Here is a 15,378-nt window from a genome sequence, read left to right as displayed (position 1 = left end):
ATTCTCCTTCTTAGAGCTAAACTAATCTTTTATCCTCCGGCGCTTTTGTAACTGCGAAGCATGTATGTATAGAGCCAAATTCCGAAGGCAGCAAATAACACACAAGGGATAATCGCTATAAAAAAATAGGGTTCCCATCGGCCAATCAGTGTAGATGCTGGAAAGTAAGCAATCATGGAAACCGGAAACAGAAAAGAACTCACGGCTACGACTGCTTTAGGAAAAATCGTCCCTGGATAACGTCCAAAAGACTTAATGCTCTCAAACATCTCCGGCAAGCGGGAATTGGCTACCCATTTGAAGGAAATCGCTGCCACAATAAGCGCCACGCCGAACATAACAAGCAGCCCTGCGCCAAACAACAACAGGAACAATAACCAAGAGCCGATGGTCATCCCATCGATTCCGCTAAGTGCGTATACGAACATGATTACTCCTCCGCCTAAAAGCCCGATACTTTCGAACTCAAAAGATCTGGCCAACAGCAGAAAAAGGCTCGAGGTCGGTTTAATTAATACCACTTCCAAAGTCCCTTCTACAACATGAGACATCGTATTCCACATAATTCCGTTAAAAAAAATCCCGGCACAAGCCGTAGACAGAATAAAAACGGATTGAATCAACAGCGCCTCTTTAAAGGTCCAACCTGCAAATGAAGCATTCGAATTATAAATGAATACCGTTACTAGAGGAAACAGCACATTCCCTATGAGCATGATAAGACTATTAAGAATAAAATTAACACGATAAGTGATAGCAGAAGCAATATTCGCCTTCATGCAGGTTTTATATATTTGATACATACGTTTCATGCGCCCACCCCCGTAAAATGCTTAAGCGACACCGCATACAGCACCCGGCAGACAACTCCGGCAATAATTACCGCTATGAGCTGCAGCAATAACACTTGAGGAATAGGTAAGGTTATATCCGCTAAAGTATAGCTACCTGTATAGACCATTGCGGGAAGAAAGGCCGTGTATTGAAAGGGTAAGAAAAAGGACGCCATTTGTAAGGATTTTGGGAAAAATACTAATGGAATCAGCGATCCTGAAAATATCCCTTCGCAAAGATTAAAGAAATTACGAATACTAGAGGATTGCACCATCCAAAAGGCGACCATTCCAATACTATAATGAATGAAAAAATTCATCATAAACGCCATAGCTATCGAAAGAATCGCGTATAGTAAATTTGCGGGTAAGACATCAATATGAAAAATAAAGAAAAAGATCATAAAGCAGGGTAAAAATTCAAATAAAAGCCCAAGTACCCTATGCCCTGCCTTCTGAGACAAAGCAAAGAACATATGATTTAGCGGTCTTAACGAAAACGTAATGAATTTCCCGGTACGAATAAGCATTTGTAAATTCCAATCGGCAAAATCCATCGTCAAATAGTTGATCAACATCGTAGCACAAAAATAGGAAAGCATTTGGGAGAGAGACATCCCGTTGATGTAAGATTCCCCGCTATAAACAGCACTCCATATATAATACTGCACTAAAAAGTACACTGGGCCAACAAAAATAGAAACCATCGAATGCGTCCTGTACGCACTCCATTCCTTATAAGTAACAAAAGCAACCGCCCTCATAATACGAAAGCGGTGCTTTATCATCTCAAACATAAGTCACATCCTGCCTATCTATAGATATCACATAAAAAAGTCTTTTTCTTATTCGAGTCCGGACCAGATCACATTGTGGGTGCCAAATACCGCTCTACCGTCCCATACCCCTTTGTGAAAAGGAAGATACCAAACGGCAATCAGCTTTTCAACCGGGTCAACGAATAAGGCACAGGCCCCAGCCCCTTCGTGAAAAAAAGTGCCTTCAGAGTAAGAAGTACTCACATTATAGCGAAGGTCTGGTCCAAGTCCGTATGGTCGATCCGCTCCTGCATCTCCCCATGCATAGTTTGGGATTTTCTCAGAATTAAACCGCTTGGTCATTCTTTGTACCACCATACGGCTTAAGATATGACCCCCTTCGTATTCCCCTTGATTAAGCAGCATAATTCCGAACTTTTGCAGATCAGCAACTGTGGAATATAAACCACCACCAGTTTCGGGAACGTTGATTTCTTCCTCAGACCTATGTCCCGCGTCCGTAATTTCCCCGTTTTGCAGCTTCTGAAGATATTCCTTAGCCCTTTCCGAACGAATGGCGATCCTACCAGCTTTTTCTGCTGGTATATCAAAGAAGGTATCTTTCATGCCTAACGGTTTTACAATGTGGTCCATTATGTATTTTTCTGCAAAAACACCCGTTATTTTCTCGATAATTGCACCCAAGATCGCGTATCCAAACGATGAATACATCCATTGAGTCCCTACCGGAAAATGAATCCCTTTAGATAGACCGGCTTTAATCCAGTTTTCTTTTCCAAGCTCTGATTCAAAAATATACCACCATGCACTTTTATAGTAAGTATCACTTATAGTGCCAGGATCGGGAGCGATGCCAGAGGTATGAGTCAGTAAATGTGCAATGGTAATCGGCTTAAAAGGGTCGGCATCAAACTCTGGAAGAATAGAACTCACAGGCTGCCCCATAAAAATCTTACCATCATCCGCAAGCTGCCAAATCGCTGTCGCCGTAAATAGCTTCGTAATTGAAGCAACACGAAAAATTGTATCCGTTTTCATTTCCTGGGTGCTTTCTTCTTCGTAACTGAAACGACCTCCGGCAGCACTAGCAAAGATTTTCCCGTAACGACTAAGAGAATAAATATAACCATCGACTACTTTTTTATCACAGAGATCCTCATAAAAATGATTAACTACCTCTAAACGGTCCTCCCTGTAATTCACTTCGTTCAGCTTGCTAAGCTCTGTGGATGATAACATTATTCGCACTCCCCCTTATTATTCAATAAAATACATGATGCATAAATATCTTGCAATAAAACCCAAATAATTGAAAGGGTGATTTTACATATAACTATTTTATACTGCTCCAATAATTCTGTAACAGCATTGCTGTAATCTCGTTAACGGTTTGTCGTTAGAGATTTAACTAGTGCCATTCCACTAACCAGACCAAATACTATTCCATCATGTATGGTTGCGAATTTGTAGATCTCCATATTCGAAATGTTAAAATACATTACTAAAGTTGGATACATAAGCAGAAGAAAACTTGGAAGAAACACAATAAACAACAGAAGCCAATTAACAACAAAAGCTTTAGGTAATCCTTCTAATAATGCCAGATAGATTCCATAGACAAACGGGACAATAGCCGTGATCCATACAATATTTTCTAATTGATAGTTCTTTTGTGCCTCTTCAGTGTAATGACTAATTAGCGAGTTTCCATAATGTAATAAGAGCGCCCCCACTATGATCCAGACAAGATAATATAAAATTTTTGAATTCCGCATCTTCATGAAATCACTCCATTTCTTTTTATATAGTTCATTAGAATTAGAATGTCTCCATTTAACTTACCATATAATCCATACTTTGGATATTACATTAAAGTAAACTGGCCCTAACTAAAAAGGCTACCTCTCGGCAGCCCTTAATTGAATTCCAACTCCCCTGAAGGATAAGTTTATCTGCGAGGCATGGTGACGCCAGCTTTGTTATTATATTTTTCCGTAGCTTCCTTGATGACATCGTTGCCTCCCTTAGAAAGCCACTCTTCCACAACCTTCGGCCAGTCGCTGATAGGTTCCTTGCCATATACCATCTTTACCATGTGCGTCAGCAGTACCGGAGGAGCCGTGTCCGAGTTAGGTGCAATGTCTGGATTCTTCACCAAGGCATCTAGCCGCGGGTCGAACTGAATTCCGTCACGGCCTTCGTTAGCCAGAATAGTATCGTATACATTGATCAAGCTTCTACCTTCTTCTGTCATGTTAAGGACACCCTTATTATAAGTAGTATCCTGCACCATCCAGAGGAATGACTGGCGGTAGCGCTCCTCATCTATAGCGGCGGAATCCGCAGGAGAAGTGTATACGATTTTGCCGTTCTCTTCCTTATAGGTTTCGTCCTTAATCCCAAAGGTAAAGAAGGTTTCTGCCTCTTCGCTCAGCATCCAGTCAAAAAATTTCACAATATCCGCAGCATTCTTCGTACCTTCCTTAATAAAGTAGGTGCGCGTGGCGGAGCCGTACAAGTAGGAGCCTCCTTTTCCATCAGGTCCCACTGGCGAAGGAATAATCTCCAGCTTGGCGGATGGCGTCGTAGCCTTCAGTTGCTGCTCCCACTGCAGAAGCTCGTTGGCATTCATCGTCCACATGCCCGCTTTGCCTGAGAGAATCGCATTTTTGTAGTTGGTCGGGTTAATGGTGGCAAATTCCTTATTGATCAAACCCTCTATATACATGGTGTTGTAGGTTTGTAACGCCTTCATCATATTTTCGCTATCCATAAACTTCGGCTGAACCTGGCCGTTTACTTCCTCGAACATAGTCAGATACGGAAAAACATCATAAGCGCCAAAGAAAGCATCCGCATATTTGAAGTCTTGACGGCCCATGTACGGGTTCTCTATCCCCAGCTTTTTGAAGGCACGCAACACAGTCAAGTACTCATCGACCGTTTTTGGAACCTGCAAGCCGGTTTGATCCAGCAGGTCCTTGCGAATCCAAGTCGCCCGGCGGGAGGGATTGGACAGAAACTCCGGTATTGCATAAATTTTTCCTTGATAGGTGACGTTCTCCCAAGCTTCCTTCGGGATTACTTTCAAAAGGTTCTGGCCGTTTTGCTGCAGCAGATCATCCAAGGGCATGAACACACCAGCTTCAACGGAGCCAGCCATTTCCTTGCCATTTACGCCGCCCGAACCTTGAACGACATCCGGAATATCATTAGTGGCGAACATCTGCACCATTTTCTGCTCGAACTCTTTATGAGGAACCAACACTATATCCAAGTCTGTGTTTGTCATCTCCTCCAGCTTTTTCACCCATTTGTCCTTATTCAAGTCGGGTGATTTCTCAACATAGTTAAAAGCCAGCGTCCGCATCGAGATCGAGAATTCAGTTTTCTGCGGCGTATTTGACGCGCCTCCGGCAGTCTCTTCTTTGTCCTTGTTCGAGCAACCTGCAATAACGGTAGCACCCATTACGATAGCCAGACAGATGCCAATCCATTTTTTCATAATATAACCCTCTCCTTGTACAATGGGGTGTATACGTAAAATGAAGATATCTTAAGACTAATAAGCTTTTGGGATCTCAACCCGGTGGGTAATTCCCTGATTCGTAAAGTAGACATGAACCCCATGGTCCTGATCGTCCATAAAGTACGATACGTAATCCCGGCTTCCTGCTTTTTGGGGAATCAGAAGAGTGACGATCCGATGGCTTACGGCCTCTTGAGTAGAGGCAGTCAAATGCCAATGCTCGGGCAGCCCTTCCCATTCTTTCGGATCTACATCTGTAAATTGATTGCTTTGGCTAAGTGTCATTTCTCCCGAGGAACTATAGACAAATCTGCCCTCCAACTGAGCTTTTTTACCCTGTACTTTAAAAGATTGATCCTTCAGTTTCATGGGATACAGCGTATGAAACAGCCAATCCAATTTTCCCGGACGTTCCAGCTCGACACTGTCTGTGATAACGAAGTAAGCGCTATCAAAGAAAAATATTTCCCGCACATTCCGCTTGATATAGGGCACATTCTCGCGGTAGGCTTCGGTGGCATCCATTTGCGTGTAGTTGATTCCGGGCGTACTATACGCCTTCAACACCTTGCCGTAGGCTGCCATGTTCTTCGACTTGTCCGTGCCAGCATATTGGCCTTTGCCGTCAATAAGAATTGCGTTCTTGGAGCGGGTCTGCCTGCGCCACTGCATATGCATCGTACTGTTGAATGCAACGTAATAGCCGCTTTCAATAGCCAAGGGCTCGCCGAAGGCATGCAGCAGGAAGGCGTTTTGATCCCCATGGCTATGGCTCACAGAGCCGTAACGGCTGCTCTTGGTCAACAGCATGATATGTTCCTGCGGATCCTCCATCCGATGATGCATGGCCACCCATCCCACATCCTGAAACCACTTCAAAGGTTCTGCAGCCACCGGTGGCTCTGAAGAAATCTGCGGATAATCTGTGCGATAAACCATCTCATCGAACCGGAAATCCCACCAGCCGTAGTTATAGAAGATCATCTGGGTGTCAGGGTTCAGTTCCTTAGTTTGCTCAAAATACCATTGGTACTGGCCATTCCCGGTTAAACCCGCGAATTGACGGATATTGAAGCCCGTTTTGAGATTGACCGGATCTCCCAGTGACGATTGATCGCCGAAGCTGGCCCTCATGGTATCCGGACTGAAGCAATAGAGCGGAAAGTCACCTGTTTTGCGAAAGAAAGGACGGTCATAGAAATTGATTGCCATGTATTTGCGAATTAGATTGAGCGCCTCCGTAACGAATGCCATCTGAGTGGTCCAATACATCGGACCTTCGGCCCACCCGCCGTCTTTGCCACCCCATGGGGTATACATGGCGGAGAAGTACTCCAGCGTATAATCAAGCCATTCCTGCGCCTTCTCCTCCTCACCCAACATGGAAATACAACAGGGTACGAGAACAGAGGATAAAGAGCGGATCGCATGGCTGTCATAAGGAACTTGATGGATGCGGGAGCGTTCGATGACATGGAATGCGATCTGCCCGGTTCTTCGCAGTAGCGCCTGCCTTACCTTAATGCGTTCTTCTTCCGTCAGAGAGCCGTGAAGCCAATCATAGCCCCATGCCAACGCTCCGGCTATGCGAAAGGAACATTCATCGTTGTAATCCCGGCTGGTGGTACCATCTGTGTTCCAGCTTGCAGCATGAAGCAGCCACTCTTTAGCTTTGGCGATAAGCGCCTCGTCCTCCAACACAACTCCAGCTATAGCAAGATGCCGGATAGCATAGAAGACTTCCTGGCAGTCCATATACATCTGCCGCCAAAGTGTGGCGACACGCTTATTATCTGGATACGGTGCAGGCTCGGGAATAAGCTCGCGCTTTGTCCAGGGTAGAACGGAATGCTTCAGGAAGTCTTCCCAGCCAGTTGAAATGGGGTCTTGGCGGACAACTTCCCGGTAAGACGGAAGTTGCTCCGATTGAAGCCAAAGCCGCGGATGGTTGGCGGAAGCAGCTGAATATCGTTCTGTACGGGAAGGCAGTGGCGTTAGCGGCAATTCATCCTCCACCACAAAAGCTCTTACTTTACTCCACTCGCAACGAATATCATTCTCCCTGATAAGACTGTATCGCCAATAATACGAGCCGGGTGCCAACGGCTTATCCGGGGTAAACAAATTATAGGGAATTCTACTGTAGGTCAACGTGCCTTCCGGCTTAAATTCAGTGTTTGAGGAGATCTGCAGCTCATACATACTCTCTTCCAGACATGCAGGCATCCATGTAAACCGCGGAGGATTCTCTCTAACATCTGTATGTTCATCTGGCCCATATGACAGGTCGAGTACGCCGCTGGTAGGTTGAAATAAAGGTTCTAACATCTCTACTCCTCCGTATTCCGGGACTTTTCCTGAATCAGTCCCGCTTTAGGGTCAAGGCAATACACCACTGCTTGCCCAGTTGTTGCTATTTGGATTTGGGGCGGTTCGCCCACCTGACTGACTAGCTTCAGTACAGCAGGTTCGTGACCGTCCCGATAAACCGTAATAAAATCAACCGACGGGCCTTTGTGCCGAAGCATAATGCCTCGTAGCAATCTACTCGGGTCTTCGGCATTACCCGGTGTGCGGATTTCATACATAGTGGAGCCGGGCGCCAGTAGAGTACTCGTGGATACTTCATACTCCCGGCAGGTGCTCACTCCATCATAACGGATATTCCACTCCGTATTTAACGGACAGTCCGTCTCATTTTTCATTGCGGACAGTACTTCTACTGAGCCATAACCCGCTTCCAGTCCAAGGACTGCCGGAGAATCCTTCTGGACACGGTGAGGGTCGAACGGTAACAGCAAATGTCCCGTCGGATGAAACCATAAGTCTACTTCCTGACTCCGCTCCGTTACTTGCTCAACATGAAACCAATCCAGCAGCCAACCGTCGGCCAATACAAGATGCCGCTCTAGAACAGCTCCTTCATAGGCGCCGTCTGAACGAATCCATAAGTACGTAGCGTTGCCTTCCTGGCGAAATTGACAGCAGCTTCCGGTATGTGGAGCTTGGGAACGACCTCCGATGGTGACCGTGTTATGGCTCGCAGTTTCGGAATACCATTCCTTGCGCAAAACAGATCCATAAGGAACCATACCCAGTTCGGGAGCAACCTCGCCCCATCGGTGCATAATCGTGATATGAAGCTTGTCGAAATGTCCATGTGATCCGCCATGCTCTCCGAAATCCGCCAGCACGGACAGCGGATTGCCCGGGTGGCGGAGCACGGCGAATCCGGAATCGGGCAGTAGGACAGAGTCTCTCACCCTGTAACTGGTCTGAAGCTCCTTACTCTCACCTGCTCCATACAGCACTGCCTCCAGACCAGTCCTTAATTCCTGCCCGTATAGATATCTATAAGCATTCGCCAGTATTGGCTGGAGACTCGGGTCTTTGTAAACCGCAATACCTATTTCAAATACTTCAGCAATTTCTCGGGCGAAAGGAACGCGCGCATAAGGACCATCATGCACGGCTGGAAGCTCCCCGTTATCGCCGCTAAGCTCTGCCAGCAACTGAAACATGCCACGGATGGATTGTCCCTGTTCTCCTTTGGCAGCATAGAGGTCAATCCCGAAGCGCCCGTACATCTCGGCTGCTATGAGATAAGCCCGCAATACAAAAATATGGTAGTACGTGCTGCCTTCAAATTCAAAACCATCTGGCTTCACGCCAATGGACAGATGATGATAGAATCCGCCTTCTCCCTCCAGCAAAGAAGCAAGCTTTTCTCTGGTACCTTTGGCGGCATATACACAAGCCAGGCTAGCATTCAGCCATGCGGTATAATTGTTCTCTGCATTCTTCTTCTCGTAAATGAGGATGTGGCGGTATTGCTCCATACTCTCCTCCAGCATCGTGAAGAACACTTGCAGCTTTACCTCTTCCTCCCCAGTGAACGTTACTCCATGATCCACAAGCAGCAGATAGGCCCGAATAAGCGTAGTGGACCAGATAGCCTCTGTCAGCGCCTGATGAAAGGCACGGCCACTAAGCATCCAGGGTTGAGCATCGGGATGAACCGGATACAAAGGAAACTGCTCCGCATAACCGACAAGAATCTTCCGGGCTAAGCTGCTGTAGAATTCTTCTCCGTCTGCGGCGAATACCACGGCAGATTGCAGGGCGTATCGCGCCATTGCCTGATGCCGGTATACCAGCCATGCTCCCCGGTAGGGTTCACCTTCAAGCTTGCAGCCCTTCGGGCAAGAAAAGACAACCGCATCTTGCTCCATAACATCGAAGATTAGCTCAGTATGATGCTGGGGACATACATATTGGTGCCACCAGCCACCAGGTTCTGTCGGGAGCAGAATCTCTTCTCTCCGGAAGGGATCCAGCTCCATTTTCAATTTATCCACCTCAAGACCAACCCAGGAAAAAGTATCTGCTTTCTCCTTAAGGTTCATCATCGCATGAACAAGCCTCCGTTAATTTCAATAATTTCGCCTGTCAGATAATCCGACAGCTCTGAAGCGAGGAAGAGTGCCACATTGCTCACATCCTGTGGAGCACCTTCCCGGCCCAGCGGAATCTTCGCAATCGTTGCCTGTCTTGCCGCATCCGCAGTAAAGGTAGCATGGAAAGCGGTCTGACCGATAAATCCAGGAGAGATAGCGTTTACATTAATCCCGTGAGGACTCAGCTCCTTGGCAAGTCCCTTGGTATAAGACCATACCGCAGCTTTGCCCGCTGCATAAATGGAAGCGCCCGGTCCGCCGCCGTCATGGGCCGCAAGGGAAGATACATTGATGATTTTACCGCTTTTCTTGGCAATCATCCCTGCGGATACGGCTTTGCAGGCAAACACGCATGATTTAAAATTGACGTCCATCACCTTGTTGTAATGCTCTTCGTTCATTTCAGTATTGGGAACCCGATTGATCATGCCGCCTGCATTGTTGACGAGAATATCGATGGTTCCGCCGAAATGCTCCTCTATTTCCTTCACCATATTGTCCAGTTGACCAGGACTTGTTGCGTCTGCCTGAAAAGCATAAGCTTCTCCTCCGGCCTGACGGATCGCGTCCACCGTCTCCTCCGCAGAACCGAACAAATAGTTTACCGCCACTTTGGCGCCGGAAGCAGCCAAAGTCTCCAAGATTTGTCGGCCTATCCCTGCATTGGACCCTGTAACAAGCGCAATTTTACCAGTCAAATCAATTTTCATTGCCTATTTCCTCCTAATAGTAATTTTTTCTGAAAACATCTTTTTCCTCACTCCGCAGGCATGGATAAGATCAATCGGGTTCCCTCATTCTCCACGCTTTCGACACTTAATCCGTATTGTTCACCGAACACCATTTGAATTCTCCGGTGCACGTTCATGAGCCCGATTCCACCTCTATGATAGAGGGAGTCTCCTTCCGTATCCGCCAGCTGATTCAGATTCAGCTTCTCACGAAGCTTATCAAGCCGTTCGCGGGACATCCCTGCGCCGTTATCCTCTACAAGAACTAGAAAACGATCTCCCTCTTTTCTGGCGTCGATTCTAATATAGTGCTTGTCTTCAATTCCCTCGGGAAACGCATGCTGAAAAATATTTTCGATCAAGGGCTGAAGTGTCAGCCTGACCATCTTAGCCAGTAGCAGCGTCGGCGGAATCACTACGTCAATTTCGAACTCCCTGCCGATCCGGTGCTTGAGAATCGTCATGTAGCTCAGTACATGATTAAGCTCATTGGCAATCGTAATTTCCTCCAGATTAGTTTGGATGGAGTAGCGAAGCATGAATGCCATGGCCTCCACTATTTCTGTGATTTCATCCGAATCCTGAACGACCGCATAACATTTGATAGTCTCTAATGTGTTATATAGATAGTGCGGATTAATCTGCAGCTGGAGTGCCTGGAATTCAGCTTGATGACGCTCCAGAGCCTCCTTCTGGGTGGTAAGCTCCGCTTCGTATACCCGCTCAATCATTTCGGACAGCCGGGTCACCATGAGATTGTAGCTGCGCATCAATCCCCCCAGTTCATCCTGACGGCCGTTCATCTCAAGCCTGCGCCACTTGCCTTTTTCCGTCTCCCTCATGCCCTCCTTAAGAATCAGGATGGGCTTCGTGATGGATCGTCCGAACCAGGCTGCAAGGAGCAGTGTGCCGACAAGCGTGAGAACTCCCACCACCAGCGTGGTCGTACGAATGGTAGAAATAGGCTTGCGCAGCTCACCAACGGGTATGGATACTACAAGCTGCCATTTGGAATATTCGGATTTTCTCGACACGAACAAATACTCTTTCCCGTCTACTTTTTCCACCACAGAGTCATTTGGGTGTTGAAATACGTTCTGAATGTGCTCAGCAGATAACCCAGGGTGGTTATTATTCCCTTCCGCCCGGTAAAGGAGCTTGCCGAATTCGTCCATGATAAAATAGGACCCGCCCTGTCCCAGATCAAGAGGTTCCCATATACGGGCCAGATCCTCTGCCTTGAATTCAATGGCGACTATACCTTTGGGACGATAGGAAGAGACCCCTCTGATTCGGCGGACCATCGTAATAATGTTCTTATCCCCTTCATTCATCACATTCGTGTTGAGAATGGTGATGCGGCCGCTCTCCGGCGTATGTTCGCTTAAGAAACGGTAGCGTTCCTGAGGATGAAACTGCAGGCTATGCGCCTGATAGGAGTTATCATCGCTAATGGCCTTGCCGTGTTCACCGATGACGTACATCAGATTAATCTGGGGATACAGAATAAACAAAGAACGAAACAAATACTTCTGAATGTCATTCGTATATTGATAGTAGGAGAAGCTATCCTCCGGGTCCATATCCAAGAACTCCTTGACTTGATTGTAGGACAGGATGGAATCGCTAGCCTTTTCATAATTTTGCAAATACAGATCCGTTTGATAAGACGCACTTCTGATGACTTGAGCAATGGACTTCTCAGAAGACTTATCCAGCTCAGCCGAAGCCTGAAAATAAGAGATGAATCCAACCATGGACAAGGATAGAAGAATGACGGTCAGAAAGGAGGCAAACAGCTTGTTCGACAGACTCTTTCTCATCAATCGATCCCCAGCTGGTTGCGGTACTCAGAAGGAGCCAGCCCGGTGAACTTTTTGAACGTCTTCGTAAAATGAGGATGGTCTGCATACCCGACTTCATAGGAAATATCGGTGATCCGATAGCTTGCATCGGCAAGTAATCTTTTGGCCTTCTCCATCCTGCGTTTTATGCGGTAATGTACAAAGGTCTCTCCTGTTGAGTGCTTAAACATCTGGCTGAAATAAGAGGCATTTAGCCCAAGCACTTCCGCCACTTCTTCCAGCGATACTTCCTGGGCGAGATGCTTTTCAATAAATGCTTTAGCTTCCTCTATCGGATCCTTCGCTTTACCCTTGCGCTTTCTACGAAGCTCTTCCAATATAGCTGCTGACGCTTCTGCGAAGCAGTGAAATAACTGCTCAGGTCCAGCTGCTGCGGACAAGTCTAACACGCTTTTACCGGGTGTAACTGAATTGACAAGCAGCTTCTTCACGAGTAAAGCATAGCCCTCTTCCAGAAGCTCTTTTTGCTGAATCCGGCTCATCTTACGCTGGAGGAAGTCAGTTTCCCATTCCTTCAGTACAAGGTACAGCCTTTCTTTATCCAAGGTCCAGATGGCATCATCCATACGCACGACCCATTCATCGAGCTTAGCAACAGAGACAAAACTCTCTAACTTCTCTCTATGCGCTTCCAGTTTGGCGATCACATTTTGAAGGTTCCCTTTGCTCACGGGTTTCAGGAGATATTCTTTCACTCCATAGGACACGCATTGGCGGGCGTATTCAAAATCCCCATAACCCGAGATGACAACAGTCTGAATATCCGTCTCCATCTCCGACAGCCGCCGGCACAGCTCCAGTCCGTCTACCTTGGGCATACGGATATCTGTAAAAAGAAAATCCGGCTGCTCCTCCATAATGAGCTGGATGGCCTCCTCGCCATTCTGGGCCAGCTTAATGTTATACGGATGCTCGCCGCATTGCTGGATCATGATAGAAAGTCCCTTTCGAATCATGGGCTCGTCGTCTACGATTAATACACATCTCATCCATGGATACCACCTTCCGATTCGTCTCGCTTAACGCGTTCCTATTCTACCACACTATGATAGATCAGGATTTGACGGATCCGACCATCATTCCTTTAACGAAATGGCGTTGAAGAAACGGATAAATCATGATAATCGGAATAGTAGCGACAATGATAACAGCCATTTTGATGCCCTCAGGTGAGGTGTGGGCCAAAGAGCTATAAACTGAGGAAGCCGGATCAATGCTGATATCGTCCGTCTCGAAGAGCTTCTTCAACATCACTTGCAGAGGCCATAATGACGGCTTGTTGATATAATACAGAGCGCTCATGTACGTATTCCAGTGCCCGACGGCGTAAAAAATCCCCAATGAGGCCATTACCGGTTTGGACAACGGCAGTACCATATTGACTATGATCCGCAGCTCGCCACACCCATCGATTCTGGAGGAATCTATCAGCTCCTGAGGCAGCTGCATAAAGAAGCTTCTCATCACGAAAAAGTTAAATGCGCTGATGGCCCCCGGAATCATAAGTGCCCATAAGGAGTTCATAAGCCCCAAATTTTTGATCAGGATAAAGTTTGGAATAAGAGGGGCACTGAATACCATAGTGAACAATACCATCATGACGATGTATTTACGTCCTACGAATTCCGGCCGCGACACCGGATAAGCGAGAGAAGCTGTCGCAATCAGATTAATGGCGGTGCCCAGTACCGTAATATAGACGGAAACACCGAACGCCCGCCAAATGGAATGATCGCTGAAAACGTACTGATAATTGATCGCGGTAAATTCCTTTGGCAGCAAGCCTACCCTGCCATTAATAATTGCTTCAGAGCTGCTAAAGGACTGGGCAATCACATTCAGAAACGGCAGAAACATAGCCAAAGCGAGAGCGGTCAGAAACAAAAGATTGAACACATTAAATAGATTCTGGCCGCGAGTATAGCGTACTCTCATCATCCCTACCTCCATAAAGAGCGATTAATACAGCGATTCACCGGTTGTTTTTTTGCTCAAAATGTTGCCGATGAGCACCAGAATGAGTCCAACTACCGACTTGAATAGCCCCACTGCTGTTGTATAGCTGTATTGCTGAGACAGCAGCCCCGCCTTATAGATATAAGTGTCCAGAATCTCCCCGTTCCCGGTATTAAGCGCGTTCAGGAATACCCATACCCGCTCGAAGCCAAGATCAAGAAATCTCCCGATATGGAGAAGGAACAAAATCATAATCGTCGGTATCAGAGACGGCAGTGTAATGGCTAAGGTTTGTTTCCAGCGCCCGGCTCCGTCTACTTCAGCAGCCTCATAAAGATCTGGGTTTATTCCTGCCAACGCGGCCAGATAAATGATCGTACCGTACCCGGAATCCCTCCAGATACCGGAACTGATCAAAATCGTGCGAATGTATGAATTTTCACCAAGAAAATAAATCGGTTCAAAGCCGAAAGCTTGTAAAGCCTGATTCACAATCCCTGTTCCTGGGGAGAGGATACCCAAGGCGATACCGCTGACAATTACCCAAGACAGGAAATGGGGCATATAAACCACCGTTTGCAAAAACCGTTTGTAAAACACAAGCCGAATTTCATTCAGCAGAAGCGCAAGCAATATTGGAGCCGGAAAGGCGAATATAAGATCATACAAGCCTAGCAGAATTGTATTGCTCAAGATTCTTCCGAAATCCTGGTATTGGAACATCGTCCTAAAGTGCTCGAGTCCCACCCATTCACTGCCTGTAAAGCCTTTAAAAATATTGTAGTTCTGAAACGCAATAACTGAACCAGCCAACGGCAAGTACTTGAAAATAATAAAATACAAGATCCCGGGAATCGCAATCACATAGAGTGCTCTGAATTTCCACATGTTTAAAAGCAAGGACCTTTTCGTGTCGGCTTTGTAGTTAATAAGGTCAACCCCAGTTAACTTAGCTTTCATAACCGTTTCCTATAGGTCCTGTTTTCAGCAGGTTCGCCGGAGCATTCTCATCCAGGGGAATTTCTTGAAATTCGACGGTAATAAATCGTTCCTCCCGTTCAATAATTCGGGATAACTCCCGCGTGAATACGGTGACTATCTCCTCCTTCTGCTCACTCGTTCGGCCTTCGTACATCCTAATCTCAATATGTGGCATCGGCTTTCCTCCATTTCCTTAAATAGTGAATGAATCTAACCTCATTCTACCTACAATAAAGCGCTTGCAATA

13 protein-coding genes are annotated in these 15,378 nt (G+C 46.6%); all 13 read right to left on the bottom strand.

Features of this window, described 5'->3' with window-relative positions:
- Positions 1 to 29: 29 nt before the first annotated feature.
- The 13 genes from MKY14_RS01545 to MKY14_RS01485 all read right to left on the bottom strand — a co-directional run bounded on the left by MKY14_RS01545 (position 30) and on the right by MKY14_RS01485 (position 15,306).
- On the bottom strand, positions 30 to 812 hold the full coding sequence (locus tag MKY14_RS01545) for an ABC transporter permease (RefSeq protein ID WP_036689373.1): 783 nt from the start codon (positions 810 to 812) through the stop codon (positions 30 to 32).
- Complete coding sequence (locus tag MKY14_RS01540) at positions 809 to 1,630, bottom strand: ABC transporter permease (RefSeq protein ID WP_076191374.1); 822 nt, start codon at positions 1,628 to 1,630, stop codon at positions 809 to 811. The genes MKY14_RS01545 and MKY14_RS01540 overlap by 4 nt, the downstream gene beginning before the upstream one ends.
- A 48-nt stretch (positions 1,631 to 1,678) precedes the next feature.
- Positions 1,679 to 2,851: a serine hydrolase domain-containing protein gene (locus MKY14_RS01535; protein WP_340975615.1), complete on the bottom strand. Its 1,173-nt coding sequence runs from the start codon at positions 2,849 to 2,851 to the stop codon at positions 1,679 to 1,681.
- Between the two features lie 143 nt (positions 2,852 to 2,994).
- Positions 2,995 to 3,393, bottom strand: a complete 399-nt coding sequence (locus tag MKY14_RS01530; protein ID WP_076186664.1) for a hypothetical protein — start codon at positions 3,391 to 3,393, stop codon at positions 2,995 to 2,997.
- 167 nt (positions 3,394 to 3,560) lie between these two features.
- Complete coding sequence (locus MKY14_RS01525) at positions 3,561 to 5,117, bottom strand: extracellular solute-binding protein (RefSeq protein ID WP_340975614.1); 1,557 nt, start codon at positions 5,115 to 5,117, stop codon at positions 3,561 to 3,563.
- A 57-nt stretch (positions 5,118 to 5,174) separates the two neighbouring features.
- Positions 5,175 to 7,469, bottom strand: a complete 2,295-nt coding sequence (locus tag MKY14_RS01520) for a DUF4962 domain-containing protein (protein ID WP_340975613.1) — start codon at positions 7,467 to 7,469, stop codon at positions 5,175 to 5,177.
- 2 nt (positions 7,470 to 7,471) lie between these two features.
- Positions 7,472 to 9,550, bottom strand: a complete 2,079-nt coding sequence (locus MKY14_RS01515; protein ID WP_340975612.1) for a heparinase II/III domain-containing protein — start codon at positions 9,548 to 9,550, stop codon at positions 7,472 to 7,474.
- Complete coding sequence (locus tag MKY14_RS01510) at positions 9,547 to 10,308, bottom strand: SDR family NAD(P)-dependent oxidoreductase (protein WP_076280949.1); 762 nt, start codon at positions 10,306 to 10,308, stop codon at positions 9,547 to 9,549. Before MKY14_RS01510 ends, MKY14_RS01515 begins: the two co-directional genes overlap by 4 nt.
- A gap of 47 nt (positions 10,309 to 10,355) precedes the next feature.
- Complete coding sequence (locus MKY14_RS01505; RefSeq protein WP_076130133.1) at positions 10,356 to 12,152, bottom strand: sensor histidine kinase; 1,797 nt, start codon at positions 12,150 to 12,152, stop codon at positions 10,356 to 10,358.
- Positions 12,152 to 13,183 carry a response regulator transcription factor gene (locus tag MKY14_RS01500; protein WP_076186675.1) on the bottom strand — a complete coding sequence of 344 codons (1,032 nt, stop codon included), beginning with the start codon at positions 13,181 to 13,183 and terminating at the stop codon, positions 12,152 to 12,154. The genes MKY14_RS01505 and MKY14_RS01500 overlap by 1 nt, the downstream gene beginning before the upstream one ends.
- Before the next feature lie 64 nt (positions 13,184 to 13,247).
- Positions 13,248 to 14,132, bottom strand: a complete 885-nt coding sequence (locus tag MKY14_RS01495) for a carbohydrate ABC transporter permease (RefSeq protein ID WP_139329962.1) — start codon at positions 14,130 to 14,132, stop codon at positions 13,248 to 13,250.
- A 21-nt stretch (positions 14,133 to 14,153) separates the two neighbouring features.
- Complete coding sequence (locus tag MKY14_RS01490; protein WP_076130130.1) at positions 14,154 to 15,110, bottom strand: ABC transporter permease; 957 nt, start codon at positions 15,108 to 15,110, stop codon at positions 14,154 to 14,156.
- A complete protein-coding gene (locus MKY14_RS01485) occupies positions 15,100 to 15,306 on the bottom strand; it encodes a tautomerase family protein (RefSeq protein ID WP_076130129.1) in 207 nt (68 codons plus the stop codon). The genes MKY14_RS01490 and MKY14_RS01485 overlap by 11 nt, the downstream gene beginning before the upstream one ends.
- Positions 15,307 to 15,378: the final 72 nt, after the last annotated feature.

Origin of the sequence: Paenibacillus sp. FSL R5-0887 (assembly GCF_038002305.1) — a bacterium.
In the GTDB taxonomy this organism is placed as follows: Bacteria; Bacillota; Bacilli; order Paenibacillales; family Paenibacillaceae; genus Paenibacillus_AQ; species Paenibacillus_AQ odorifer.
Note: the sequence above shows the minus strand (reverse complement) of the source record. Positions and strands in the feature narration are given on the sequence as shown.

What these genes read in the sequence shown, in the direction of transcription:
- MKY14_RS01520 (WP_340975613.1), bottom strand. Translation starts at nt 7,469, where the DNA reads ATGTTAGAACCTTTATTTCAACCTACCAGCGGCGTACTCGACCTGTCA.
- MKY14_RS01545 (WP_036689373.1), bottom strand. Translation starts at nt 812, where the DNA reads ATGAAACGTATGTATCAAATATATAAAACCTGCATGAAGGCGAATATT.
- MKY14_RS01495 (WP_139329962.1), bottom strand. Translation starts at nt 14,132, where the DNA reads ATGATGAGAGTACGCTATACTCGCGGCCAGAATCTATTTAATGTGTTC.
- MKY14_RS01490 (WP_076130130.1), bottom strand. Translation starts at nt 15,110, where the DNA reads ATGAAAGCTAAGTTAACTGGGGTTGACCTTATTAACTACAAAGCCGAC.
- MKY14_RS01515 (WP_340975612.1), bottom strand. Translation starts at nt 9,550, where the DNA reads ATGATGAACCTTAAGGAGAAAGCAGATACTTTTTCCTGGGTTGGTCTT.
- MKY14_RS01535 (WP_340975615.1), bottom strand. Translation starts at nt 2,851, where the DNA reads ATGTTATCATCCACAGAGCTTAGCAAGCTGAACGAAGTGAATTACAGG.
- MKY14_RS01540 (WP_076191374.1), bottom strand. Translation starts at nt 1,630, where the DNA reads ATGTTTGAGATGATAAAGCACCGCTTTCGTATTATGAGGGCGGTTGCT.
- MKY14_RS01525 (WP_340975614.1), bottom strand. Translation starts at nt 5,117, where the DNA reads ATGAAAAAATGGATTGGCATCTGTCTGGCTATCGTAATGGGTGCTACC.
- MKY14_RS01485 (WP_076130129.1), bottom strand. Translation starts at nt 15,306, where the DNA reads ATGCCACATATTGAGATTAGGATGTACGAAGGCCGAACGAGTGAGCAG.
- MKY14_RS01500 (WP_076186675.1), bottom strand. Translation starts at nt 13,183, where the DNA reads ATGAGATGTGTATTAATCGTAGACGACGAGCCCATGATTCGAAAGGGA.
- MKY14_RS01530 (WP_076186664.1), bottom strand. Translation starts at nt 3,393, where the DNA reads ATGAAGATGCGGAATTCAAAAATTTTATATTATCTTGTCTGGATCATA.
- MKY14_RS01510 (WP_076280949.1), bottom strand. Translation starts at nt 10,308, where the DNA reads ATGAAAATTGATTTGACTGGTAAAATTGCGCTTGTTACAGGGTCCAAT.
- MKY14_RS01505 (WP_076130133.1), bottom strand. Translation starts at nt 12,152, where the DNA reads ATGAGAAAGAGTCTGTCGAACAAGCTGTTTGCCTCCTTTCTGACCGTC.